This window comes from Pseudomonas sp. TSO6 (assembly GCF_056098905.1).
The window spans coordinates 21,640-45,431 of sequence record NZ_JBLZWV010000028.1 but is presented as its reverse complement, the minus strand read 5'-3'; the positions used below and the strand labels follow the sequence as shown (position 1 = coordinate 45,431).

The 23,792-nt window shown below is 64.4% G+C and carries 21 protein-coding genes; 16 read left to right on the top strand and 5 right to left on the bottom strand.

The features are described 5' to 3' along the window. The first annotated feature begins 75 nt into the window (after positions 1-75). Both ACN6NG_RS11495 and ACN6NG_RS11490 read left to right on the top strand, forming a co-directional pair. Positions 76-1,395 (top strand): NAD(P)/FAD-dependent oxidoreductase, encoded by a 1,320-nt coding sequence (locus tag ACN6NG_RS11495; RefSeq protein WP_197898478.1) that lies wholly within the window; start codon positions 76-78, stop codon positions 1,393-1,395. Positions 1,396-1,407: 12 nt separating this feature from the next. Next, on the top strand, positions 1,408-2,190 hold the full coding sequence (locus tag ACN6NG_RS11490) for an NAD(P)-binding domain-containing protein (protein WP_063426637.1): 783 nt from the start codon (positions 1,408-1,410) through the stop codon (positions 2,188-2,190). 56 nt (positions 2,191-2,246) lie between these two features. Here ACN6NG_RS11490 and ACN6NG_RS11485 read toward each other — a convergent pair whose 3' ends face one another. Continuing rightward, the gene (locus ACN6NG_RS11485; protein WP_474314017.1) at positions 2,247-2,957 is read right to left on the bottom strand and encodes an RHS repeat-associated core domain-containing protein; all 711 of its coding nucleotides are present in this window, start codon (positions 2,955-2,957) and stop codon (positions 2,247-2,249) included. A gap of 396 nt (positions 2,958-3,353) precedes the next feature. Between ACN6NG_RS11485 and ACN6NG_RS11480 the strand changes: the two genes are divergently transcribed. Next, positions 3,354-4,730, top strand: coding sequence for an MFS transporter (locus ACN6NG_RS11480; protein ID WP_474314016.1), 1,377 nt, complete (start codon positions 3,354-3,356; stop codon positions 4,728-4,730). Between the two features lie 13 nt (positions 4,731-4,743). Next, positions 4,744-5,094, top strand: a complete 351-nt coding sequence (locus tag ACN6NG_RS11475; protein WP_063426641.1) for a cupin domain-containing protein — start codon at positions 4,744-4,746, stop codon at positions 5,092-5,094. 224 nt (positions 5,095-5,318) lie between these two features. Here ACN6NG_RS11475 and ACN6NG_RS11470 read toward each other — a convergent pair whose 3' ends face one another. Beyond that, on the bottom strand, positions 5,319-6,377 hold the full coding sequence (locus ACN6NG_RS11470; protein WP_049272996.1) for a GlxA family transcriptional regulator: 1,059 nt from the start codon (positions 6,375-6,377) through the stop codon (positions 5,319-5,321). Between the two features lie 200 nt (positions 6,378-6,577). Here ACN6NG_RS11470 and ACN6NG_RS11465 point away from each other — a divergent pair, with 200 nt between their 5' ends. From ACN6NG_RS11465 to ACN6NG_RS11450, 4 genes are all read left to right on the top strand, one after another. Next, entirely contained in the window at positions 6,578-7,969 is a 1,392-nt protein-coding gene (locus ACN6NG_RS11465) for an NAD(P)/FAD-dependent oxidoreductase (RefSeq protein ID WP_474314014.1), read from the top strand. Between the two features lie 10 nt (positions 7,970-7,979). Continuing rightward, the gene (locus ACN6NG_RS11460; protein ID WP_403010396.1) at positions 7,980-8,948 is read left to right on the top strand and encodes an NAD(P)-dependent oxidoreductase; all 969 of its coding nucleotides are present in this window, start codon (positions 7,980-7,982) and stop codon (positions 8,946-8,948) included. After that, positions 8,945-10,396: an aldehyde dehydrogenase family protein gene (locus tag ACN6NG_RS11455; RefSeq protein ID WP_353456743.1), complete on the top strand. Its 1,452-nt coding sequence runs from the start codon at positions 8,945-8,947 to the stop codon at positions 10,394-10,396. Before ACN6NG_RS11460 ends, ACN6NG_RS11455 begins: the two co-directional genes overlap by 4 nt. 222 nt (positions 10,397-10,618) lie before the next feature. Next, a complete protein-coding gene (locus tag ACN6NG_RS11450; protein ID WP_016487609.1) occupies positions 10,619-10,936 on the top strand; it encodes a DUF2388 domain-containing protein in 318 nt (105 codons plus the stop codon). Positions 10,937-10,995: 59 nt separating this feature from the next. On the opposite strand, the gene glcC is transcribed toward ACN6NG_RS11450, so the two are convergent. Continuing rightward, positions 10,996-11,760 (bottom strand): transcriptional regulator GlcC, encoded by a 765-nt coding sequence (glcC, locus tag ACN6NG_RS11445; RefSeq protein WP_197898485.1) that lies wholly within the window; start codon positions 11,758-11,760, stop codon positions 10,996-10,998. 195 nt (positions 11,761-11,955) lie between these two features. Between glcC and glcD the strand changes: the two genes are divergently transcribed. The 7 genes from glcD to pdxR all read left to right on the top strand — a co-directional run bounded on the left by glcD (position 11,956) and on the right by pdxR (position 20,623). Next, positions 11,956-13,455, top strand: coding sequence for a glycolate oxidase subunit GlcD (gene glcD / locus ACN6NG_RS11440; protein WP_353456744.1), 1,500 nt, complete (start codon positions 11,956-11,958; stop codon positions 13,453-13,455). After that, complete coding sequence (gene glcE, locus ACN6NG_RS11435; RefSeq protein WP_353456745.1) at positions 13,455-14,507, top strand: glycolate oxidase subunit GlcE; 1,053 nt, start codon at positions 13,455-13,457, stop codon at positions 14,505-14,507. Before glcD ends, glcE begins: the two co-directional genes overlap by 1 nt. A 9-nt stretch (positions 14,508-14,516) precedes the next feature. After that, a complete protein-coding gene (gene glcF / locus ACN6NG_RS11430; protein ID WP_474314012.1) occupies positions 14,517-15,752 on the top strand; it encodes a glycolate oxidase subunit GlcF in 1,236 nt (411 codons plus the stop codon). After that, positions 15,745-16,143, top strand: a complete 399-nt coding sequence (locus ACN6NG_RS11425; protein ID WP_353456746.1) for a heme-binding protein — start codon at positions 15,745-15,747, stop codon at positions 16,141-16,143. The genes glcF and ACN6NG_RS11425 overlap by 8 nt, the downstream gene beginning before the upstream one ends. A 152-nt stretch (positions 16,144-16,295) precedes the next feature. Beyond that, on the top strand, positions 16,296-18,464 hold the full coding sequence (locus tag ACN6NG_RS11420) for a malate synthase G (protein ID WP_474314011.1): 2,169 nt from the start codon (positions 16,296-16,298) through the stop codon (positions 18,462-18,464). Between the two features lie 206 nt (positions 18,465-18,670). Beyond that, positions 18,671-19,009: a hypothetical protein gene (locus ACN6NG_RS11415; protein WP_353456748.1), complete on the top strand. Its 339-nt coding sequence runs from the start codon at positions 18,671-18,673 to the stop codon at positions 19,007-19,009. 180 nt (positions 19,010-19,189) lie between these two features. Continuing rightward, a complete protein-coding gene (gene pdxR, locus ACN6NG_RS11410; RefSeq protein ID WP_474314010.1) occupies positions 19,190-20,623 on the top strand; it encodes a MocR-like pyridoxine biosynthesis transcription factor PdxR in 1,434 nt (477 codons plus the stop codon). Here pdxR and ACN6NG_RS11405 read toward each other — a convergent pair. Further along, the gene (locus ACN6NG_RS11405) at positions 20,616-21,812 is read right to left on the bottom strand and encodes a cyanate transporter (protein ID WP_063426661.1); all 1,197 of its coding nucleotides are present in this window, start codon (positions 21,810-21,812) and stop codon (positions 20,616-20,618) included. The two genes, pdxR and ACN6NG_RS11405, sit on opposite strands and share 8 nt — an antisense overlap. A 201-nt stretch (positions 21,813-22,013) precedes the next feature. Between ACN6NG_RS11405 and ACN6NG_RS11400 the strand changes: the two genes are divergently transcribed. Beyond that, entirely contained in the window at positions 22,014-22,451 is a 438-nt protein-coding gene (locus ACN6NG_RS11400; protein WP_132841190.1) for a carboxymuconolactone decarboxylase family protein, read from the top strand. A 182-nt stretch (positions 22,452-22,633) separates the two neighbouring features. On the opposite strand, the gene ACN6NG_RS11395 is transcribed toward ACN6NG_RS11400, so the two are convergent. After that, the gene (locus ACN6NG_RS11395) at positions 22,634-23,644 is read right to left on the bottom strand and encodes an AraC family transcriptional regulator (RefSeq protein WP_474314008.1); all 1,011 of its coding nucleotides are present in this window, start codon (positions 23,642-23,644) and stop codon (positions 22,634-22,636) included. Positions 23,645-23,792 lie beyond the last annotated feature (148 nt).

The window sequence follows — 23,792 nt, the reverse complement described above, 5'->3', positions numbered from 1 at the left end:
ATTACCCGTCCCTCCCGTCATAGTCCCCGCCCAGCCGCCAATGCCATAGTGGAGAAAACAACACGGATAAAAACCATGTACAGAAGCACCTCTACCCCTGCGGACGACAACGGTTGCGGCTGGTTCCACCTCAGCCCGCCGCGCCAGCCACGCGTTGCGCACCGGGGGCGGAGCGAGGCGCGCTGGGTGGTGCTTGGCGCGGGTTTCACCGGGCTTGCCGCTGCGCGCCAACTGGCCCTGCATCACCCTGACGACGAGGTGATCCTGGTCGACGCCCAGGAAGTCGGCTTCGGCGCCTCGGGGCGCAACTCCGGCTTTGCCATCGACCTGCCCCACGACATTGGCGCCGCCGACTACATCGGCGACCTGCCCACGGCGCGGATGAACCTCAAGCTCAACTTGCGCGCACAGGCGATCTTGCGCGAGCTGATCAACCAGCACGGCATCGACTGCCAGATCCGCCCGGACGGCAAGTACCAGGCGGCCGTCGAAGACAAAGGCCTGGCGGTGCTCGAAGCCTACCGCAGCGGCCTGGAAAAACTCGGCCAGCCTTACCAGCTGATCGATGCCCGCGACCTGCCCGAGCACTTCGGCACCAGCTTCTACCGCAAGGCGCTGTACACCCCGGGCACCCAGTTGCTGCAACCCGCGGCCCTGGCCAAAGGCCTGGCCGACAGCCTGCCGGGCAACGTGACCCTGCATGAACGCACCACCATCACCCACATCGAGCAGGGCCGGCGCATCACCCTCAAGCACGCCAATGGTGAGATCGTCGCTGACCGGTTGTTGCTGACCAACAATGCCTTCGCCTCATACTTCGGCTTCCTGCCTGGCCGCCTGCTGCCGATCTTCACTTACGCCAGCATGACCCGCCCGCTGACCGAGGACGAACAAGCCCGCCTGGGCGGCAAGAACACCTGGGGCATCATCCCGGCAGACCCGTTCGGCAGCACCCTGCGGCGCACCCCGGACCAGCGCCTGCTGGTGCGCAACAGCTTCAGCTTCAATGCCGACGGCCGCGCCAACCCACGCCACATCGCCCGTGCCGGGCGCCAGCACCGCGATTCGTTCGAGCGGCGCTTTCCGATGCTGTCGGGCATGGCGTTCGAATACACCTGGGGTGGCTCGATGTGCCTGTCGCGCAACCACCTGTCGCACTTCGGTACCCTCGCACCCAACGTGCACGCGGCACTGTGCTGCAACGGCCTTGGCATCACCCGTGGCACCGCTACCGGCACCCTGCTGGCTGACTGGCTGAGCGGCGAACGCGACGAGCTGATCGACTTCCTGCTGGGCTCCGCAGGCCCCAACCGCAACCCGCCGGAGCCGCTGCTGAGCGCGGGCGTCAACCTCAACCTGCACTGGGGCCAGCGCCGTGCCGGCCTGGAAAGCTGACAAGGAGGCACCATGCATAGCCTTGGGATTCTCGGGGTGGGCGAACTCACCGAAAAAGTGGTCATCGGCCTGCGTCGCAGCGGTTTCGAGGGCCCTATCCTGCTGTCACCCCGCAATGCGCAAAGGGCAGCCCTGCTGGCCCAGGAGCATGGTTGCCAGGTGTTGCCGAGCAACCAGGCAGTGGTCGACCAGGCAGAACTACTGATCCTTGGCGTGCGCCCGCATTCGCTCGCCGAACTGGCAGATGAGCTACACCTGCGCCCCGGCCAGCGCCTGGTTTCGCTCGCCGCCGGGGTCAACCTTGCACAGCTGTCCACTGCGTTCCCTGGCGCCCTCTGTGTGCGTGCGATGCTGTCGTACGCGGCGCAGTACAACCAGTCCACGGTAGTGGTTTGCCCACCCGATGCGCTCACCACGCAGTACCTGGGGCCACTGGGCAAACTGGTGGTGCTGCACGGCGAGCCAGAATTCGAACTGGCCACCGTGGCGGCGTGCATGAATGGCTGGTTCTACTTCCTGCTGCACGACCTGCAGCAGTGGCTGATGGACAAAGGCCTGCCCGCAGCCGAAGCGCGTGCGCTGGTACTGGGCAACCTGCAAGACTGCGTGGCCAGTGCCGGGCAGCAGCCGGCGTACACGCTGAAGGCCTTGGGCCAGGCCATTGCCACGCCGGGCACTTTCACCGCTGATGGTTTGGCGGTGCTGATGCATCAGCCGGTAAGCGCCACCTGGGGTGCGGCATGCGAAGTGGTGCTGGACGGGTTGTTGACACGCTCAGGGCAGGCCGAGGGATAAACTGCCCACTACTGTCGTGAACGATAACTGCATGGCTCGCCTTGATAGATTTTTAATTATTGCGAGCCCGTTTTTCTTTTGAGTTGGTCCATACGCTCTCGATTTATGCTTTCAAGGGTTTGACTCGACAAGCTTCCCCCCCCCTGTATACCTGCAGTCGTACGAATATCAGTACTCCTTAGGAACAGCTCCTCATCCAATCCCAAACCGGCGTTAATCATACTATTTAAATGGGCGCTTTCAGGACGCTGCATACTTAAATTACCTCCATCACCGTCGAGCGACTCTCTGGAAAAAACGTCAGTAAAATCACTCAAGCTCCCAATATCCACAGGAACTCGCTGCAAAGCCTCCGGGTGGGTCATATCTATCACTGCAGACGAAGACGAGGGCCGATGAGGTGACGGGGACTGGCCCGCATTATTCACGGGACTGCCCCCTCTTTGTCTCACTATAGGATGTGTCGAGTAATCACCTAGATTAATGGGTGACCTGGATCTTGACGTGCTGTCCGACGAAGATGAGCCTGTAGAATTGAGACGCCTGTGATTGTTTCGAGCAACCGGCCGCCCCCGCTCCCTGCCAGACATATGTCCAGAGTCATCTTGAAAATTGACAGGATCGCACTTGCAGTAAACATAACTATTGATTTCACCTCGACCAAATGGGCTCCAACTGTCTGGTGATAGAAAGCGCCTGAGGGCCGGGTTGTATGCTCTGTATCCATTACCTAGCAAATACAGCCCAGCAATGGACTGCCTGGCCACCCGTTAAAACCGAGCGCCCCCTGTTCCAAGCCCAATGGAGAAAAACCATAAGGGTCATATGCCTGGGTTCGTAACGGTGTCACATCGCTCACGGCTCACCTCACTTCGCTAGTCCTCTGAGCTGGAGGATGATCTCGATCAATTACAAGATCTACTGGCAAAAATAACAGCCCATGACTCAGCTCCCCCACTACAGCTGCCGACAGACGCGTGCCGTATCCTCCTCGAAATGCCTCAATTCCGCCTGCTGCCGGTAGGCCAGTGGTATCCGCCAGTCCTCGGCACACCCGGTCATCCCATCCCATGACTCGTCCGAGCCGTTATAGGGCGCCCGCGCAGGCCGGTGCCATAGTGCCGCCACGTTAGTGCACCACATAACAACAAGAGGTAAGCCGTATGTCCGTTTTCAAACGCTCCGTAGAAGATGCGCCGCTCAACGGGTTCCACCGCAAACTGACGGTCTATTCCGCTGGCGGGCCTTTTCTCGATGGCTATGTACTGAGCATCATCGGCGTCGCCATGCTGCAAATCACCAACGCCTTGCAGCTGTCGGCCCTGTGGGAGGGGCTGATCGCCGCGTCAGCTTTGATCGGTGTCTTCCTGGGTGGCTTTCTCGGTGGCTGGTTCACTGACAAGTACGGGCGCAAGGTGCTGTACCTGATCGACCTGGTCGCCATCGTCGGTTTTTCAGTGGCGCAGTTCTGGGTCGAGTCGGCCTGGGCCCTGTTCGCCTGGCGGTTGCTGATCGGTATCGCGGTCGGTGCCGACTACCCGATCGCCACGTCGTTGCTGGCCGAGTTCCTGCCACGCAAGCAGCGTGGGCCGTTGCTGGCGGCCATGGTGCTGATGTGGTTTGCCGGTGCCGCCTTTGCCTACATGGTCGGCGAACTGCTGCTGCGGGTGGGCGGTGAAGACGGTTGGCGCTATGTATTGGCCAGCGCCCTGATACCCGGTGCGCTGTTCCTGGTTGCCCGCAGTGGCACACCAGAATCGCCTCGCTGGCTGCTGAGCAAAGGCCGAACCGCCGAAGCCGACGCCGTGATCAAGAAAGTCTACGGCCCGGACTACTCCATTGCTGACCTGCCAGAGCAGACCAGCGACAAACCGGTGTCGGTGTGGTCGCTGTTCCACTCCGGTTACGGCAAGCGCATGGCCTTCGTCACCCTGTTCTGGACCTGCGCGATCGTGCCGCTGTTCGCCATCTACTCGTTTGCCCCCAAAGTGCTGCAGGCACTGCAACTGACCGGTGACTGGGCGGCCTTTGGCTCCATCGCCATCACCTTGCTGTTCACCCTGGGCTGCCTGGTGGCCACCAAACTGATCAACCGCCTGGGCCGGCGCAACATGCTGATCCACAGCTTCCTCTGGTCGGGTATGTCGCTGGTGCTGCTGGGGGTGTTCCCGGATGCCTCGCCAACCACCGTACTGGTGCTGTTCGGCGCCTATGCCGTGCTGATCGGCGGCGCCCAGGTGCTTGAATACGTCTACCCCAACGAGCTGTTCCCCACCGAAATCCGTGCGTCAGCGGTGGGCCTGGCCACTTCGTTGTCACGCATCGGCGCGGCCGTCGGCACGTATCTGGTGCCGATCTCACTGGCCTCCTACGGTATTGCCAACACCATGTTCGCGGCGGCCCTGATCTCGCTGTTCGGCGCGCTGATTTCCTGGTGGCTGGCCCCCGAGACCAGCAAGCTCGACCTGCAGCAAGCCGCGGCGCTGGGTAACTCCACCCGAACCACTTCCGCTGCCAAACCCGTTGTTCGTAAAGCCTGAAGGAGCGTTTTTCGTGAGCCAAGTACTGACTGTCGTGCGCAATGCCCCCCTCGCGTCGCTGGGGGCTCCTGCCCCGGCCCGCCTGCCGATCGGTGAACCCGTCGCCCAGGCAGCCACCGCCCAGGACCAGACCGACGAAGCCGTCGGCGCCAGCATCGGCGTATGGGAAAGCAGCCCGGGTGTGTTCCGCCGGCACCTGAAAAACCGTGAGTTCAGCCACATTGTCAGCGGCTGGTGCACCTTCACCCCCGACGGTGGCGAGCCGGTAGAGCTGCGCGCCGGCGACGCAGTGCTGTTCCCGGAGAACTGCGAGGGTGTCTGGGACATTCGCGAAACCCTGCGCAAGACTTACGTGCTGCTCTAAGGAACAAATGGATGATCGAACGTATCAGCCCCGGCAAACGGACCAGCCGGATGGGGATGCAGGCCATCGGCCAGCCCTGATACCCACACGGTCCCTGGAGCGGCCTTGTGTCGCGATGGGCCGCAAAGCGGCCCCGGCAATCTGTGCTGAATGTGCGATGCTGGGCCTGCTCTGCAGCCCTTTCGCGACGCAAGGCCGCTCCTACACCTGACCGCGATAGCTTGTTAGAGCTCCGGGTCCAACCCCACCTTGTCGCCATGCCAGTCAAACCGCTCCACTTCATGCCTGCGCTTGCGGAAGCTGTACGGCGTCTCACCGTACTGCTTGCGAAACCACAAGATAAAGTGCGACGCATCGGAAAACCCGCACGCCAACGCAATGGTGGTGATGTTCTGGCTGGTGTTCACCAGCAACCGCCGGGCATGGTCCAGGCGCAACTTGCGCCAGTAGTTGGCCGGCGGCTCCTGGGTATTAGCCACAAATTCACGGTGCAACTGCCGGGGGTGGGTGCCCACCGCTTCAGCCACGGCCTTGAGCGTCATCGAGGCATCCAGGTTGGCGCGCATGAAGCTGATCGCCCGCTGCACGCGGTCGTTCTGGTACACGCATTCGCTGGCCGTCTTGTCCTGCTCTTCGGCGCGCTCATCCACCAGCAGGTATTCCAGCCCCTTCTGCGCCCGCACTGCGCCGCAATGCCGGCGGATCAGGTTGGCCGCCAGGTCAATGGCCGTGCCGCCCGGGCAAGTGATGATGCCGCGGTCGTCCACGTAGCTCTTGTCGATCACCGCCGTGGCCAGGGGAAAACGCTCCTTGAACTCGTCACGCAAGGTGAAATGCAGCGCACAGCGCCGGCCATCGAGCAGCCCGGCTTTGCCAAGCACGAACGACCCCGAGCACAAGGCAATTATCGGGATATTCGCCGCATGCACCTCACGCAGCGCATCCAGCAGCCAGGCCGGCGGGTTGCGGGTTTCGTCCAGCAGGCCACCGGCCAGCACCACATAGTCGTACTGGGCAAACAGGTTAAGCGGCTTGGTCGGCGAAATGGGCATGCCGCAACTGGCGGTGATCGGCTGGTCGTCCAGCGTCATCCAGTCCCACTGGCAGAACACCTGCTGGCTGCGGAATGACTTGTCCGCAGCAAAGCGCAGCGAGTCCACCAAGCCCGCCACCGGCACCAGGGTGAAGTGGTTCATCAGCACGAAGCCTACCCGCAGTTCGGGCTTGACCTGCGCAGTGATGACGGGGGCTTTTACCGGTTCTTCTTGTTGTTCGGCAAACATGAACGCTGGCCTCGTGACATCCATAATGGCGCCATTCTAAAGCGCGCCCTGCGTCCGTCATATCATATGCATCCCCACAAATAGGAAATGCGTGACAAAAGGCGGCGCCGTTCTATCAATTGTCATGGCTGTAATATCAGCGCACTCGCCCGGCTGAGCATCATGTAGGCTCAAGACAAACATGCTCAGAGGCACCTCTCATGTACCGTGGATTCTGGTATGCCCAGGCGCTTGACCTGGACAACGACCTGGCCCCTGCCCTGCAGGACTCGATTCAAGCCGACGTGTGCATCGTCGGCGGTGGCTTCCTTGGCCTGTGGTCAGCTATCCGCCTGAAACAGGCGCACCCGGAAAAAACCATCGTCATCGTTGAGCGCGACCGCTGCGGCTCGGGTGCCAGCGGGCGCAACGGTGGCGTGGCCACCAACTGGTGGGGCAAGTACCTGTCGGTGCGCACCATCTGCGGTGATGTCGAAGCGCGGCGCATCTGCGAGGCGGCCGAGTCGGCCATCGACGAGATCGGCAGCTTCTGCCGGGAGCACGGCATCGACGCCCATTACCGCAAGGACGGCTGGCTGTGGACGGCCACCAACCAGCGGCAGATGAACTCCTGGCGCGTGCTCACCGACGGCCTGCAGAAACTCGACGTCAACCCGTTCCAGGAACTGGACCGCCAGACCATTCGCGGCCGCGTCGGCTCGCCACTGGTGCTGGGCGGCATCTTCGACCCCAACGCGGCCACTGTGCAGCCCGCCATGCTGGCCCGCGGCCTGCGCCGCGTGGCACTGAAGCTGGGCGTGCAGATTTTCGAGAAATCGCCGTTCAATCACCTTCAGCGCGGCAAGCACCCTGTGGTACACACCGCCAAAGGCCATGTAAAAGCCAACCACGTGGTGCTGGCGCTCAACGCCTGGGGCGCGCAATTCCCCGAGCTGCGCCGGATGATCGCGATCATGTCCAGCGACATGGTCGCCACCGCGCCGGTCAAGGCCAAGCTCGACGCCATCGGTTTCAGCGGCGGCGAATGCATGACCGATTCGCGCACCGTGCTCAACTACTGGCGCAACACCCCGGACGGTCGCGTGGTGTTCGGCAAGCCGCTGGGCCAGTTCGCCTATGCCGGGCGCATCGGCAACCTGTATGAAAAACCCTCGCCGGCCGCCGACAAGGTCGCTGCCGAACTGCGCCGCCTGTACCCGCAGTTGCAGGATGTACCGGTGGTCAGCAGTTGGACCGGGCCGATTGACCGGGCCATGAAGGGCCTGCCCAACTTCGGCTACCTCGACCATCACCAGACCGTCAGCTACGGCATCGGTTTTTCCGGCAACGGCGTGGCCACCACGGTGTTTGCCAGCCGTATCATCAAGTCGCTGGCCACCCATGCCAACGACGAGTGGGCCAACTGTGGCCTGGTCAACCAGAAGATGAAGCTGCTGCCGCCAGAGCCGTTGCGCTTCTTTGGCGCGCATCTGGTTCGCGATGCACTGGTGCGCAAGGAATCGCTGGAAGACCACGACCAGGATGCCGGCTTCATCACCCGCCAGCTTGTGGGCATGGCGCCCGCCGGTTACGTGCCCGCGCAGAAAAAATAAGGACAAGACCGTGAGCGAACATATAGTCTTCCTTGACGACGAAGGCCTGGCGCCTTCCACCCGCCTCAAGCGCCCCGACTGCGATCACAGCTGGCAGCAGTACGCCTACACCCACCCCGACCAGGTGCCGGAGCACCTCAAAGACGCGACCGTGGCGCTGACCTGCAGCGTGCCGCTGCGCGAAGAGCACCTGCGCCAGTTGCCCAGGCTGAAGATGATCTCGCTGGCCCTGACCGGCCGTGACATCGTGGATGTCGATTATTGCGAAGCCAACGGCATCGAAGTATCGAGCGTACCGGGCTATGCCGCCAACACCGTGGCCGAGCACAGCCTGGCGATGATCCTTGAACTGTTCCGCCGCCCGGCCGCGTTCACCCGCCTGATGCGCCAGGTGCATGCCGGCGACAAGCCGTACCAGAACATCTACTTCAACCACCGCATCCGCGATGTGCGCGACAAGCAGTTGGCGATCATCGGCAGCGGCCCGATTGCCCTGCGCCTGGCGCACCTGGCGCGGGCATTCGGCATGCAGGTGCTGTTCGAGGACCGCGGCGGCAAGCGCAAGGGCACCGATTGCCGGCCACTGGCCGAGCTGCTGAAAAGCTGCGATGTACTGTCGATCAACTGCCCGCTCACACCAGAAACCTACAACCTGATCGATGTCGACCAACTGGCGTTGATGAAGCCCGATGCCATTGTGGTCAACACCGGCCGCGGCGGCGTGGTCAACGAAACGGCGCTGATCCGGGCGCTGCAGCAAGGCCGCCTGGGCGGCGTGGCGCTGGATGTTGTGGAAGTGGAGCCGCTGCACCCCAGCAACCCGTTGTTCGAACTGATCGACCGCGACGACTTCCTGCTTAACCCGCACATCGCCTGGAGCAGCGAAGACGCCATGCAGCAGCTGATGGACAGCGCCGTGGACAACATCAGCGACTTCGTCGCCCGCCAGGTTTCTGAAAAAAGGATTCGCACCGCATGACCCTTGCCACCAAAAGCAGCTACGTCGATGGCGCCTTCGTCCCGCTCGGCAGCAGCGCCGACGTCCTGGAAAACCGCAACCCGTCCAACCCGGGTGAAGTGATAGAGCGCTTCGAACGCGCGGATCAGTTGTTGTCCGAGCGGGCCATCACCGCTGCCCGCCGCGCGCAACCGGCGTGGGCGCGCAGCAACCCGCAGCAGCGTGCCGACGCGCTGGATTTCATCGGTACGGAAATCCTCGCCCGCCGCGAACAACTGGCAACCCTGCTTGCCCGCGAAGAAGGCAAGGTGCTGCGCGAAGCCCTGGGCGAAGTGGACCGTGCCGGGCGCTCGTTCAAGTTCTACGCCCAGGAAGCGCTGCGTGCCGAAGGCGAGAAGTACCAGTCAGTGCGCCAGGACGTGGGGATCGATGTGTTCACCCAACCACTGGGCGTGGTCGGCATCATCGCTCCGTGGAACTTCCCCATCGCCATCCCGGCGTGGAAGATCGCCCCGGCGCTGTGTTTTGGCAACTGTGTGGTGTTCAAACCGGCCGAACTGGTGCCATCCTCGGCCTGGGCGCTGGCCGACATCATCTCCCGCGCCGGTTTGCCGGCAGGTGTGTTCAACATGCTGATCGGCCCGGGCCGCAGCGTCGGCGATACCATTATCCGTTCGCCGTTGGTCGATGGCATCAGCTTTACCGGCTCTGAGCATACCGGCCGGCAAATTGCCCGGCTGGCCGCCGAAGGCATGAAGAAAGTGCAGCTGGAGATGGGCGGCAAGAACCCGCTGATCGTGCTGGACGATGCGGACCTGGAACAGGCAGTGGAGGTGGCGCTGAACGGTTCGTTCTACAGCACCGGCCAACGTTGCACCGCCAGCTCGCGGGTGATCGTGACCGAAGGCATTCATGATGCCTTCGTCGCACGCCTGGCCGAACGCACCCGCGCACTGGAGGTAGGCGATGCGCTACAGGCCAGCACCGACATCGGCCCGGTGGTCGACAGCCGGCAGCTGGAGCAGAACCTGGCGTACGTGGCCGCCGGCCTTGAACAGGGCGCGAAACTGGTGTGTGGCGGCGAGCGGATCGACAACCTGGCAGGGGCGTACTTTTTCACCCCGGCGCTGTTTACCGAAGTGACGCCGGACATGCGCATCTACCGCGAAGAAATTTTCGGGCCGGTGCTGAGCGTACTCAAGGTGCGTGACCATGACGAAGCGTTCGCTGCCGCCGAGGACACGGCGTTTGGCCTGTCGGCCGGTATCGTCACCACCTCGCTGCGTCATGCCGAGTATTTCAAGCGCAACAGCTCGGCGGGGATGGTGATGGTCAACTTGCCGACTGCCGGGGTGGATTATCACGTGCCGTTCGGGGGGAACGGGGCATCGAGCCTGGGTTCGCGTGAGCAGGGGACGCATGCACGGCAGTTCTTCACCCGGGTGAAGACCACCTACCAGTTGGCCTGAACGGGCCTCGGGGGCTGCTGCGCAGCCCAATCGCGACACAAGGCCGCTCCCACACAAGGTCCTGCGTATGCCGATCCATGTGGGAGCGGCCTTGCGTCGCGATTGGGCCGCATGGCGGCCCCGACAATCTCCAGCCAGCAAAGGGAACTACCTGCACTGCTCGGCTCTCTTAAGCACTGAGTGGTTTATTTCCCTGTGCTTCACGCTACTGGAGAACACGTCATGCGCCACCTACTCCTCGCCCCTGCGCTGCTGCTCCTGCTGCCTGCCGGTGCTGCCCTGGCCCGCGTCGATGCGGGCGACGTCGCCACCTCGGCCGGTGTTTCCGCTTCGCTGTATTCGACCTTCAAGGACGACAAACGGATCATCCCGGCCCGTGACGAGCTTTCGGCTTTCGTCGCCAGCGGCGGTGCGATCCGTGGCGCCTATGTAGAGTCGGCGCTGGAACAGGCCCGCAAGGACCATCCTGGGCTGCAGGCCAATGATGAAGAGCTGGCCAGGGCTATTCTTTCCCAGGATGACCGCATAGCCGATCATTGAGGCAATCCTGTGCCAGCCCTTTCGCGGGCAAGCCCGCGAAAGGGCTGGCACAGGCAGCATCATCCCCAACCATCCATGCGCATGGTTGCCCGCACCAAACGCTGCTCTTCCTGTTCGATCTCCCGCAAACTGTCGCGTATCCCGTTGATATGCTCACGCGCCGCCCGCTGCGCCTGCTCCGGCAGTTGCTCCATCACCGCGTGATACAGCCGCGCATGCTGCCGATCAATCTGGCGTTTTTGCGCCGGGCGGCAATACAGGTTGTTGACCGACGCAAACACGGTGCTCAAGGTCAGGTCACTGAGCGATTGCAGGGTATGCACCAGCACCGGGTTGTGCGACGCCTCGCTGATCGCCCGGTGAAAGGCATGGTCACGGCGGGCGTGCTCACGGGCGTCCAGCGCCTCTGCCGCCTCGTGGGCAGCCAGCATTTCTTCATACCGCCGGCGAATCAGCAAGCGGTCGACCTCGGTGGCGCGTAACGCCGCCAGCCGCGCCGACTCGGCCTCCAGCAACGCCCGCACCTCCAGCAGGTCGAACAGCGTGCGTGGCTGGGAGCTGAACAGGTGCATCAACGGTGTGGCGCCCGCCTGCCCTGTCAGGTCGGCGACGAACGAGCCTCGCCCCTGCTCGGTGTCGATGATGCCGCGCCCACGCAAAATGCGTAGCCCTTCGCGCAGGGCCGAGCGTGAACAACCCAGCTTCTCTACCAGCCGCCGCTCCGAAGGCAGGGCCTGGCCCACCTTCAGCACGCCATCGACGATCAGCCGCTCCACCCGCTCGGCCACCTGGTCGGCGACCTTGGCCTTGCCATCAGTAACCACTGCGCATCCTCCTGCTGGTAGGACCAGTTAGACCAGCTGCCCCAATCTAGCCGGGTAAACCCATCAATCACCAGTACCCCGAAGAAAAACTGGTAGGACCAGTGCCTGCCATGCTCGACCACTGCTGCTGGCACGCGCAGGCTGCACCGGTGACCGCTTTGCCAACAACAACAAAAACCGTTGCCGAGTGAGCCGATGAATATCCTGTACGACGAACGCGTCGATGGCGCGCTGCCCGCCGTGGACCAGGCAGAGCTGCTGCAGGCACTGCGCAGTGCCCTGCCGGACCTCGAAGTCCTGCACCGCGAAGAAGACCTTAAACCCTACGAATGCGATGGCCTTTCGGCCTATCGCACTGTGCCGCTGCTGGTGGTGCTGCCCGAGCGCCTGGAGCAGGTGCAAACGCTGCTCAAGCTCTGCCACCAGCGCGGGGTGCCAGTGGTAGCGCGTGGCGCCGGTACCGGCCTGTCCGGCGGCGCCCTGCCGCTGGCCAAGGGCATCCTGCTGGTGATGGCGCGCTTCAACCGCATCCTTGAAGTCAACCCACAGGGCCGCTACGCCCGTGTGCAACCCGGCGTACGCAACCTGGCCATCTCCCAGGCCGCCGCACCTCATGGTATGTACTACGCGCCAGACCCGTCCTCGCAAATTGCCTGCTCCATTGGTGGCAACGTCGCCGAGAACGCAGGTGGCGTGCACTGCCTCAAGTACGGCCTGACCGTGCACAACCTGCTGAAGGTGGACATTCTCACGGTCGAAGGGGAACACCTGACCCTGGGCAGCGACGCCCTGGACAGCCCCGGCTTCGACCTGCTGGCGCTGTTCACTGGCTCTGAAGGCATGCTCGGCATCGTCACCGAAGTCACCGTTAAACTACTGCCCAAGCCTCAGGTGGCAAGGGTGCTGCTGGCCAGTTTCGACAGCGTCGAGGACGCTGGCCGGGCGGTGGCCGAAATCATCGCCGCCGGCATCATTCCAGGCGGGCTGGAGATGATGGACAACCTGGCCATCCGCGCTGCCGAAGACTTCATCCACGCCGGCTACCCAGTGGACGCGGCGGCCATCCTGTTGTGCGAACTGGATGGCGTGGAGGCCGATGTGCACGACGACTGCGAACGGGTGGCCGCCGTGCTGACCCAAGCCGGCGCCCGGGAAGTGCGGCTGGCCTGCGACGAGGCCGAGCGCGTGCGCTTCTGGGCCGGGCGCAAGAACGCCTTCCCGGCGGTGGGGCGCATTTCCCCGGACTACTACTGCATGGACGGCACCATCCCACGTCGCGAACTGCCGCGGGTGCTCAAGGGCATCAGTGACCTGTCCAGCGAATACGGCCTGCGCGTCGCCAACGTGTTCCACGCCGGCGATGGCAACATGCACCCGTTGATCCTGTTCGATGCCAACCTGCCCGGCGAGCTGGAGCGGGCCGAAGCCATCGGCGGCAAGATCCTCGAACTGTGCGTGGCGGTGGGCGGCAGCATTACCGGCGAGCACGGCGTAGGGCGCGAAAAAATCAACCAGATGTGCGCACAGTTCAACAGCGACGAAATCACCCTGTTCCACGCGGTCAAGGCCGCGTTCGACCCGCAGGGCCTGCTCAACCCCGGCAAGAACATCCCCACCCTGCACCGTTGCGCCGAGTTCGGCGCCATGCACGTGCACCACGGGCAACTGCCGTTCCCCAACCTGGAGCGCTTCTGATGAGCATGGACCGCGACATCGGCCAGGCCCTGCTGGAGCAGGTTAACCAGGCCTTGAACCAGGGCACGCCACTGCGTATCCAGGGCAGCAACAGCAAGGCCATGCTCGGCAACCCGGTGGCCGGCGAAGTACTCGACACCCGCAGCCACCGTGGCATCGTCAGCTACGACCCGACCGAACTGGTGCTTACCGCCCGTGCAGGCACTCCGCTGCGCGAGATCGAAGCGGCGCTGCACGAGGCCGGCCAGATGCTGCCCTGCGAGCCCCCGCATCTGGGCCCCGAGGCCACCCTGGGCGGCATGGTCGCGGCGGGCCTGTCCGGCCCCAGGCGGCCGTGGGCCGGTTCGGTACGTGACTACGTGCTCGGCACGCGGGTGATCACCGGCCACGGCAAGCTGCTGCGCTTTGGTGGCGAGGTAATGAAGAATGTGGCCGGTTACGATGTATCACGGCTGATGGCCGGCAGCTTCGGTTGCCTGGGGCTGTTAACTGAAGTTTCCTTGAAAGTGCTGCCTCGGCCGCGCGAATGCCTGAGCCTGCGCCTGCCTATGGGCAGCCACCAGGCATTGGCCGAGCTGGCCGAATGGGGCCAGCAGCCATTGCCGATCAGCGCGGCCTGCCATGACGGAGACGCCCTGTACCTGCGCCTGGAAGGCGGTGAGGGCTCGGTGCAGTCGGCCCGCCAGCGCCTGGGCGGCGAAACCCTCGACAGCGTCTTCTGGAGCAACCTGCGTGAACAACGCCTGGCGTTCTTCAGTGACCCTGCACCGCTATGGCGGCTGTCGCTGCCCAACGCCACCGGCGAACTGCACCTGCCCGGCCAGCAGTTGATCGACTGGGGAGGTGCCCAGCGCTGGCTGAAGTCCAGTGCACCGGCGCAGGCGATTCGCGACCACCTCGCCAAGGTGGGCGGCCACGCCACCTGCTACGCCCCCGGAGCAGCCAGCACCCCACCCCTGCCCGCGGCGCTGATGCGTTACCACCGCGCCCTCAAGCAGCAGCTCGACCCCCAGGGGGTGTTCAACCCTGGCCGCCTGTACCCGGACCTGTGAGGCCAGACCATGCAAACCAACCTGAGCGAAACAAGCCGCCGGCTGGCCCGCGCCGACGAGGCCGAAAGCATCCTGCGCTCCTGCGTGCACTGTGGTTTCTGCACTGCCACCTGCCCCACCTACCAGCTGCTGGGCGATGAACTGGACGGCCCGCGCGGGCGCATCTACCTGATAAAGCAGGTGCTCGAAGGCGAGCCGGTCACCGCCAGCACCCAGCTGCACCTGGACCGCTGCCTGAGCTGCCGCAACTGCGAAAGCACCTGCCCATCCGGGGTCAGGTACCACGACCTGCTGGACATCGGCCGCGCCGTGGTCGACCAGCGGGTGCAGCGCCCGCTCGGTCAGCGCCTGCTGCGCCAGGGCCTGCGTGCGGTGGTGCCACGCCCTGCGTTGTTCAAGGCGCTGACCCGCAGCGGCCAGGCCCTGCGCCCGCTGTTGCCGGCCACGCTCAAGCGCAAGCTACCGGCGCGCATCACGGCGCCCGGCGAGCGCCCCGCGCCACGCCACGCACGCCAGGTGCTGATGCTGGAAGGCTGCGTGCAGCCGGCCTTGTCACCCAATACCAATGCCGCTGCGACACGCCTGCTCGACCGCCTGGGGATTAGCGTGCAACCGATCCATCAGGCCGGCTGCTGTGGCGCGGTGGATTATCACCTCAATGCCCAGGAGCAAGGCCTGCAGCGTGCGCGGCGCAATATCGACGCCTGGTGGCCGGCTATCGAAGCAGGTGCCGAGGCCATCGTGCAAACCGCCAGCGGCTGTGGCGCGTTCGTGCGCGACTATGGCCACCTGCTGGAACACGACCCGCGCTACGCAGCCAAAGCAGCAAGGGTCAGCGCCCTGTCCCGCGATCTGGTAGAAGTACTGCGCGATGAGCCGGTCGAGCAACTGGGCCTGTGCGCCGAACAACGCCTGGCCTTCCATTGCCCCTGTACGCTGCAACACGCCCTGAAACTGGGGGGCGCGGTAGAGGCGCTGCTGACGCGCCTGGGCTTTACCTTGACCCCGGTGCCGGACGGCCACCTGTGCTGCGGCTCGGCTGGCACCTATTCGCTGACCCAGCCAGCGCTGTCGCTGCAACTGCGTGACAACCGCCTCAACGCACTGGAAAGCGGCAAACCGCAAATCATCGCTACCGCCAACATCGGCTGCCAGGCCCACCTCGACGGGGCCGGGCGCACGCCGGTACGGCACTGGATCGAAATCGTCGAAGCAGCCTTGAACCCGGAGAACCCTCATGCATAGCAAGTTCGTGATCGGCCAGGCCGAAGTCGCCCGTGTGCTGGCCGCCGCCCGCCAGGAAGCACTGGCCCGACAATGGAACGTGACCATCGCCGTGGTCGACGACGGCGGCCACCCCCTGGCCCTGGAGCGCATGGATGGTTGTGCGCCGGCCAGTGCCTACATTGCCGTGGAAAAAGCCCGTACCTCCGCGCTGGGGCGCAAGGAAACACGGGATTACGAGCAAATGGTCAATGGCGGCCGTACCGCATTCGTCACCGCACCGCTGCTCACCAGCCTGGAAGGTGGCGTGCCATTGCGGGTGGATGGCCAGGTGGTGGGTGCCATCGGCGTATCCGGGGTCAAGTCCGAACAGGATGCCCAGGTGGCCAAGGCTGGGGCGGCTGCCTTGTAAATCCTGTAACGGCCTCTTCGCGGGTAAACCCGCTCCCACAAGTACTGCACTGGATTTGAGGTGCCTGCGGTCCCTGTGGGAGCGGGTTTACCCGCGAAGAGGCCCGCACAGGCGACTGAATTCCCGAAGACCGAACATCGAGCGAACAGACAATGCCAAACGAACTCCAGATCGCCCCCACCCTCCAGCGCTTTATCGAAGACGAAGTCCTCCCCGGCACCGGCATCGAAGCCAACGCCTTCTGGCAAGGTTTCAGCAACCTGGTCCACGACCTCGCCCCGCAAAACCGCGCCCTGCTCGCCGAACGCCAGCGCCTGCAAACCGAGCTGGACAACTGGCACCGCCAGCACCCCGGCCCGATCCACGACATGGCCGCCTACCAGCACTTCCTGCAAGGCATCGGCTATCTGGTCGACGCCCCCGAACACGTGCAGATCAGCACCGCCAAGGTCGACCGTGAAATCGCCGTGCAAGCCGGCCCGCAGCTGGTCGTGCCGCTGAGCAATGCCCGCTACGCCCTCAACGCCGCCAACGCCCGCTGGGGTTCCCTCTACGATGCACTGTACGGCACCGATGCCATTGCCGAAACCGCTGGCGCCGAACGCGGCCAAGGCTACAACCCGGTGCGCGGCGCCAAGGTGATTGCCTATGGCCGGCAGTTCCTCGACGCTAGCGCCCCACTCGACGGTGCGTCACACAGCGACGCCAAGGCCTATGCGATCAACCAGGGTACGCTGCACGTGACGTTGGCCGACGGCCGCCAGGTCGGGTTGCAGAATCCAGCACAACTTCATGGCCACCAGGGTGAGCCGAGCACACCCACGGCGATCCTGTTGCAGCACCACCGGCTGCATTTCGAAATCCGAATCGACCCGACCAGTGCAATCGGCCAACAGGACCTGGCCGGGGTCAAGGACATCGCCCTGGAAGCCGCACTGACCACCATCATCGACTGCGAAGACTCGGTAGCTGCCGTGGATGCCGACGACAAGGTCAAGGTCTACCGCAACTGGCTGGGCCTGATGAAGGGCGACCTCAGCGAGCAGGTCAGCAAAGGCGGCAAGACCTTCAGCCGCACCCTGGCCGCCGACCGCCAGTACCACGGTGCAAACGGCCAACCCCTGATGCTGCCGGGCCGCTCGCTGCTGTTCATCCGCAACGTCGGCCACCTGATGACCAACCCGGCCATCCATGACCGCGATGGCCGGGAAATCCCCGAAGGCATCCTCGATGCCGTGGTCACCAGCCTGATCGGCCTGCACGATCTCAAGCGCCGCGGCAACTCCCGCGAAGGCAGCCTGTACATCGTCAAGCCGAAGATGCACGGGCCGGCCGAAGTGGCCTTCGCCGACCAGCTGTTCGGCCGTGTCGAGGCCCTGCTGGGCTTGCCTGCGCATACCCTGAAGATGGGCATCATGGACGAGGAGCGGCGCACCAGCGTCAACCTCAAGGCCTGCATCGCCAGTGCCGCATCACGGGTGGTGTTCATCAACACCGGCTTCCTCGACCGCACCGGGGACGAGATGCACAGCGCCATGGAAGCCGGCGCCATGCTGCGCAAGGGCGACATGAAAGGCAGCGCCTGGATCCAGGCCTACGAACGCAGCAACGTGCTGGTCGGGCTGGCCTGTGGCCTGCGTGGCAAGGCACAGATTGGCAAGGGCATGTGGGCCATGCCTGACCTGATGGCGGCCATGCTGGAACAGAAAGTTGCCCAGCCAAAGGCCGGTGCCAACACCGCCTGGGTGCCCTCGCCCACTGCCGCCACCCTGCATGCACTGCACTATCACCAGGTGGACGTGGGCGCCGTACAACAGGCACTGGAACAGGTCGACCTGGAAGCCCAGCGCGGCGCATTGCTGCATGACCTGCTGAGCATTCCGGTCAGCGCCGAACGGCCGTGGAGTGCCGCTGATATCCAGGCCGAACTGGACAACAACTGCCAAGGCATCCTCGGTTACGTGGTGCGCTGGGTCGAGCAAGGAATCGGCTGTTCCAAGGTGCCCGACATTCACGATGTGGGCCTTATGGAGGACCGCGCCACCCTGCGCATTTCAGCGCAGCACATTGCCAACTGGCTGCACCATGGGGTGGTGGATGACGAACAGGTCGAAGCGAGCCTGCAGCGCATGGCCAGGGTGGTCGACCAGCAGAATGCAGGGGACCCGGCGTATCGGCCGATGGCGGCCGGTTTCGAGGCATCGCATGCCTTCCGCGCTGCGCGGGAGCTGGTGTTCAAGGGGCGTGAGCAGCCGAGTGGCTATACCGAACCGTTGTTGCATGGCTGGCGGTTGCGCTTCAAGCAGGAGGTTCAACGCTAGATGAGGCTACGCGGCCCCAACACGGGATCGGTGCAGGCCGGCGAATTTTGCCGCCGGCCTCTACCACCTGCCAGTCAAGGGCGGTAGTTCGGCGCATTCAGAAATTTCCCACAGCCCTCTCAGAAGCGTCCTACTTGCTGCCTCTGCACACAGAAAACAAGATCGGTGGTGGACAACGCAAGGTCGCGATCCAGAGGAGGTTCCGTATGCACCTGTACGCCCGCTCCATTGCCGAACTGCGCAGCAGCCTGCGCGAAATGCTGACCCATGACATGAGCAACCCCGATGAAGACCCGCACCTGTCGGGGGTGATGTTCTTCTGCGCCACCGATGAACAGTCCCGGCAATTGATCGAACGCATCGAGTTGCTGGCCAGCGAGGTGTTCTTCGACGCCAACGGGCGGGCCATCACCGAACACCTGAAAGCTGCCGCAGTGGATGGCGTGCGTATCAAGCGCAACCGCAAGGCGCCAGCGGACGAGACAGTGATCCGCATCGCGGTGGCGGAGAAGGGCTATATCACCGTGAGCACCGCCCGGTTCTGAGCTTTTTGGGGCTGCTTTGCAGCCCATCGCCGGCAAGCCAGCTCCCACAGGACCGCGTCAAAACTGATGCATACGCGATAGCTGTGGGAGCTGGCTTGCCGGCGTTGGGCCGCAAGGCGGCCCCATGCCCTTCCCTGTCCAATCCGCTATCCTGAGCACTCCCCCGCTCCGGACCACCCCATGGAACTGCACATTCGCCTGGAAGGCCGCAAAGGCCTGGCCGATCAGCTTTACCAGCAACTGCGCGCCGGTATCGACAGCGGCCACCTGGCCGCTGGCACCCAACTGCCGCCCACCCGCCTGCTGGCCGAGCAACTGGGCGTATCGCGCAAGACCGTGGCCGAGGCCTACTCACGGCTGACCTACGACAACCTGCTCAGCGGCGTGGTCGGCCGCGGCACATTCATCACCCCGCGCCAACCATTGCGCAGCCATGAAACAGCCAGCGTTCCCCTAGCCGGTGCCGCATCCCTCGAACGCTGGCAGCAGCGCGCCACCGTGCTCGCCCAACGCCAACTGCAAACGCCCTCGCGCTATGACTTTGTCGGCGGCGCATCGAGCAAGTCGCAGTTCCCGTTCGACCAATGGCGCAGCTGCCTGAATTACGCCCTGCGCCGCAGCCAGCGTCACCCCGAACGGCAGTTCCAGGCGCAGGGCCTGCCGGAGCTGCGCGAAGCTATTGCCCACCACATCGCCTACGCCCGCGGCGTGCACTGCAGCGCGGCCGACCTGCTGGTGTGCAACGGCGCCCAGCAAGCGCTGGACCTCATCGCCCGGGTACTGGTCGAGCCAGGCTGCCAGGTGGCTATGGAAGACCCCGGCTACCCGCCGGCACGGCAACTGTTCCTGGCCCTCGGGGCACGCGTGCAATCGGTGCCGGTGGATGATGAAGGCCTGTGCGTGGAGCAGGTCGCCGACGGCACCCGGCTGATCTACGTAACCCCCTCGCACCAGTTCCCGCTGGGCATGCCCATGAGCGGGCCGCGCCGGCATGCCCTGCTGGCGCGAGCTGCCGAGTTGGGCGCACTGATCATCGAAGATGACTACGACTGCGAGTTCCGCTACCACGGGCCAGCCTCGGATGCCCTACAGCGCCTCGACCGGCATGGCCTGGTGGCCTACGTGGGGACCTTTTCCAAAACCCTCCTACCCGAGTTGCGGCTGGGTTATGCCGTGCTGCCACCAGCCGTGCTGCAGGCCGCCTGCGTGGCAAAGCACCTCAGTGACTGGCACAGCCCGACTTTGCTGCAGTGGGCGTTGGCGCGCTTTTTGGGCGAAGGCCACCTGAACAAGCACATCCGCCGCTGCCACGAGGTCTACAGCGCCCGCCGCGAGCGCATCCTGGCGCGCCTGGGGGGCGACCTGGCACCGTGGTTCAGCGCAATACCCGCCAGCGCCGGGTTCCACCTCAGCGCCTTGGCGGCGCCCGGGGTGGATGTGGAGTTACTGGCCAACCTCGCACGCAAGGTAGAGGTCGGCCTGTATTCACTGGCGCCATTCTTCAGCGAAGCGCCGGTCCGCCCGGGGCTGTTGATGGGCTTCGGCGCCATCGAACTGCTGGACATCGACCCGGCACTGGACCGGGTGCGCGATACCCTGCAACGCCTCAGTTGACTGGCACGGGCTTGCATGTTGCAGCTGGGCGCGCGATGGCTGCGGCATAGCCACGCGGGTTGAAGCAGGTGGTCACCAGCAGCATGGCCAGCACGGTCACGGTGAGCAGCGTCCACGATGCCTGGAAGTCACCGCTCACGTCACGCAGCCAGCCGGTGATATACGGCACGATACCGGTGATGATAAAGCCGATGCCCTGCACGAACGCCGCCAGGCTGCCGGCCTCGGCGGGCGTCTTCAGGTGCTCCAGGGTCAGCGTCAGGCTCTGGCTGAAGCAGGCACCCAGACCAAAACCAATCATCGCCACCCACAGCCCCGAAGCCTGCGTGGGTGCCAGCAGCAGGCCGAGAAAACCGGCCAGCTGGATCGCCAGTGCCAGCCACAGGCCTGGGCGGCGGTCAGCCCAACGCCGCAGCAACAGCGGCAAGCCCAGTGCGCCGGCCACCTGGAAGACCGTCATCAGGCCAACCAGGTCTGCGCCGCCCTGCGCACTGCCGCCGTGCTCTATATGGTACGCCGGCAGCCACGCCACCATGCTGGTGTAGCCGCCATTGATCAGGCCGAAGTACAAGGCCAGCAACCAGGCCCGGCGCGTGCTGAACCAGTGCCCGCCAGCAGCACCGGCCAGCTTTGGCGGCCCCTGCCGAGGCCGCAGCACGGCCCAGGCCAGCAGCGCCAGCAGTGCCGGGATCGCCCACAGGCCAAGACCGACCTGCCAGTGGCCGAAGTGGCCGCTGATATGCGGGCCAAGCACGGCAGCCATGCCGCCACCACTCATCAACGCTGCCGAGTACAGCCCCATTGCCCCCGCCAGGCGGCTTGGAAACCAGCGGTTGACCAGGCCCGGCATCATGCCCTGCACCACCGCCACGCCCAGGCCGGCGACCACCGCACTGGCAATCAACGCCCAGGCGCTGTCCAGTTGCAGGCGCCACAGGCAGGCCAGGGCAATTGCAGCCAGGCCACCGAGCATGCCGCCATGCTCGCTGATCCAGCGTCGCAGCCAAGGTTGCAGCAACGGCACCAGGCCCATGCACAGCACCGGCAACGCCGTCAGCAAGGCTGCCTGCTGGTAGCCCAGCCCGGTGCTGGCGCGCATGGGTTCGAGTAACGGGCCGATACTGGTCAGGATCGGCCGCAGGTTCACCGCCAGCAGGATCACCAGCAACAGGTTCAAAGCAGCTCTCATTGTGAATCGGTTCTCGGGTAGCAGGACCCGGCCATTATCCCGGCTTGGCAGGCCTGGCAGAAATGAAGAGATTGGATGCTTGTCAGTGGCCACCTGAATGGACGATTGGCCTCCAGCTTATGTGTGCAATTGGCTATCGGGGAGGCCAAAGGGCAGCGTTACAGTAGTGCCATTCCCACCCCATACCCTTTGGAGACAGCCATGCACAACCGTATCGAATGGGCCAAGCACGCCCCGGAAGCCTACAAAGCCATGGTCGGCCTGGAACAGGCCCTGGCCAAGAGCGGCCTGGAGAGCTCGCTGCTGGAGCTGGTGCGCCTGCGGGCCTCGCAGATCAACGGCTGCGCCTACTGCGTCAACCTGCACGCCAACGATGCGCGCAAGGCCGGTGAGACCGAAGCACGCTTGCAGACCTTGAGCGTGTGGCGCGAAACCGCCTACTTCACCCCGCGTGAACGTGCGGCACTGGCCTGGGTAGAAAGCCTGACTCGACTGCCTGAGGACGGCGCGCCGCAGGGGCAATATGAAGCCCTGCAGGAACACTTCGAGCCGGCCGAGGTGGTCAACCTGACCCTGGCGATTGCCACCATCAATGCCTGGAACCGCTTCGGGGTCGGGTTTGCCATGGTGCCGGCCTGATCATTCAATGATCGCCGTACCGGCCCTATCGCCGGCAAGCCAGCTCCCACAGACACCCCACAGGCCTCGAATACTGCGGGGAGCCTATGGGAGCTGGCTCCCACAGGTACTCCGCAAGCCTCGAATACTGTGAGAACATGTGGGAGCTGGCTTGCCGGCGATAGGGCCGGTACAGGGAACAACTACCGCCCGGCCAACCGCGCTCGATAGCTTCCGGGGCTCTGCCCGGTCCACTTCTTGAACGCTCGGTGAAACGCACTGGGCTCCTGGAAACCTGCCTGCTCGGCAATTTCGGCAATGCTCAATGCCCCTTCACGCAGCCGCTCGAAAGCCATTGCCCGGCGCACCTCATCCTTGATCTGCTGATAGGAACGCCCCTCCCGCTCCAGTTGCCGGCGGAACGTACTGGCACTGATTCCTTGCTGCTGCGCCAGCGCCGCCAGTGTCGGCCACTGCCCATAGTGCCGCGCGCGCAGGTGCCGGTATACCTCGGCCACCAGCCCGTTCTGGTTGCGAAAACGGATTACCAACCCCTGCGGCGCACTGCGCAGAAAGGTTTTCAGGGTGGTCAGGTCCTGCACCACTGGCAGGCGCAGGTAGGCGCTGTCGAACTCCACTTCGGTACGCCCGCTGCCCAGGCGCAGGTCCGGGCCCCACAACAGCAGGTCGTCTTCCTGGGCCGGGCGCGACACTGCCAGCTCGGTACGGTCGATGGCGATGCGCCGCCCGGCCAGCCAGCACAACATGCCGATCATCAGCACCAGGTAGGTTTCCTCGGCATACACCCGGGTCAGCGGGTCGGCAATGCCCGACTGCACGCTGATCAGCGCACGCCCAGCGCGCACCGTCAGGCTGCCGCGCAGGTCGCGCAGGAACAGGCCGAAGCCACCCAGGCACTGGCGCAAGGCCTTTTCCAGGTTTGGTTCAAGGATCAGCCCCCGGCAGATCAGGGCGAAACTGCCCAGCGGCATGCCATGGCTGTCGAGGCGGAAGAACTCGTCGTCCAGGCGCTGAATCTGTGCCAACCACAGCTCGGAGAACGCCTTGGCCGGTACGCGTGCCTGGGGCTGTTCGAGCAGTTGCGGTTCGATGCCCACGGCACGCAGCTGCGCATCACGCTCGGCTGGGCAGTCCCGCAGGGCGTGGAGCATGGCATTGAGAAAGTACACGGCGACCGAATCGCTATCGCGCATGGTGGTTTTCGCTGTCTATGCTGAGTGGCAAAAAGTGCCAGGTTGTTTGAACAGATCCGGCATAGGCTGCAACAGAGCCTTTGCCTAGACTCGATCCCACTCCGGGACCGCCGGCCATTCTCGCAGAGCCTGGCCCGGTCCCGCCATG

What these genes read in the sequence shown, in the direction of transcription:
- ACN6NG_RS11450 (WP_016487609.1), top strand. Translation starts at nt 10,619, where the DNA reads ATGCGCCACCTACTCCTCGCCCCTGCGCTGCTGCTCCTGCTGCCTGCC.
- glcD (WP_353456744.1), top strand. Translation starts at nt 11,956, where the DNA reads ATGAATATCCTGTACGACGAACGCGTCGATGGCGCGCTGCCCGCCGTG.
- ACN6NG_RS11425 (WP_353456746.1), top strand. Translation starts at nt 15,745, where the DNA reads ATGCATAGCAAGTTCGTGATCGGCCAGGCCGAAGTCGCCCGTGTGCTG.
- ACN6NG_RS11465 (WP_474314014.1), top strand. Translation starts at nt 6,578, where the DNA reads ATGTACCGTGGATTCTGGTATGCCCAGGCGCTTGACCTGGACAACGAC.
- pdxR (WP_474314010.1), top strand. Translation starts at nt 19,190, where the DNA reads ATGGAACTGCACATTCGCCTGGAAGGCCGCAAAGGCCTGGCCGATCAG.
- ACN6NG_RS11455 (WP_353456743.1), top strand. Translation starts at nt 8,945, where the DNA reads ATGACCCTTGCCACCAAAAGCAGCTACGTCGATGGCGCCTTCGTCCCG.
- glcF (WP_474314012.1), top strand. Translation starts at nt 14,517, where the DNA reads ATGCAAACCAACCTGAGCGAAACAAGCCGCCGGCTGGCCCGCGCCGAC.
- ACN6NG_RS11470 (WP_049272996.1), bottom strand. Translation starts at nt 6,377, where the DNA reads ATGTTTGCCGAACAACAAGAAGAACCGGTAAAAGCCCCCGTCATCACT.
- ACN6NG_RS11400 (WP_132841190.1), top strand. Translation starts at nt 22,014, where the DNA reads ATGCACAACCGTATCGAATGGGCCAAGCACGCCCCGGAAGCCTACAAA.
- ACN6NG_RS11495 (WP_197898478.1), top strand. Translation starts at nt 76, where the DNA reads ATGTACAGAAGCACCTCTACCCCTGCGGACGACAACGGTTGCGGCTGG.
- ACN6NG_RS11490 (WP_063426637.1), top strand. Translation starts at nt 1,408, where the DNA reads ATGCATAGCCTTGGGATTCTCGGGGTGGGCGAACTCACCGAAAAAGTG.
- ACN6NG_RS11420 (WP_474314011.1), top strand. Translation starts at nt 16,296, where the DNA reads ATGCCAAACGAACTCCAGATCGCCCCCACCCTCCAGCGCTTTATCGAA.
- ACN6NG_RS11415 (WP_353456748.1), top strand. Translation starts at nt 18,671, where the DNA reads ATGCACCTGTACGCCCGCTCCATTGCCGAACTGCGCAGCAGCCTGCGC.
- ACN6NG_RS11405 (WP_063426661.1), bottom strand. Translation starts at nt 21,812, where the DNA reads ATGAGAGCTGCTTTGAACCTGTTGCTGGTGATCCTGCTGGCGGTGAAC.
- glcE (WP_353456745.1), top strand. Translation starts at nt 13,455, where the DNA reads ATGAGCATGGACCGCGACATCGGCCAGGCCCTGCTGGAGCAGGTTAAC.
- ACN6NG_RS11480 (WP_474314016.1), top strand. Translation starts at nt 3,354, where the DNA reads ATGTCCGTTTTCAAACGCTCCGTAGAAGATGCGCCGCTCAACGGGTTC.
- ACN6NG_RS11395 (WP_474314008.1), bottom strand. Translation starts at nt 23,644, where the DNA reads ATGCGCGATAGCGATTCGGTCGCCGTGTACTTTCTCAATGCCATGCTC.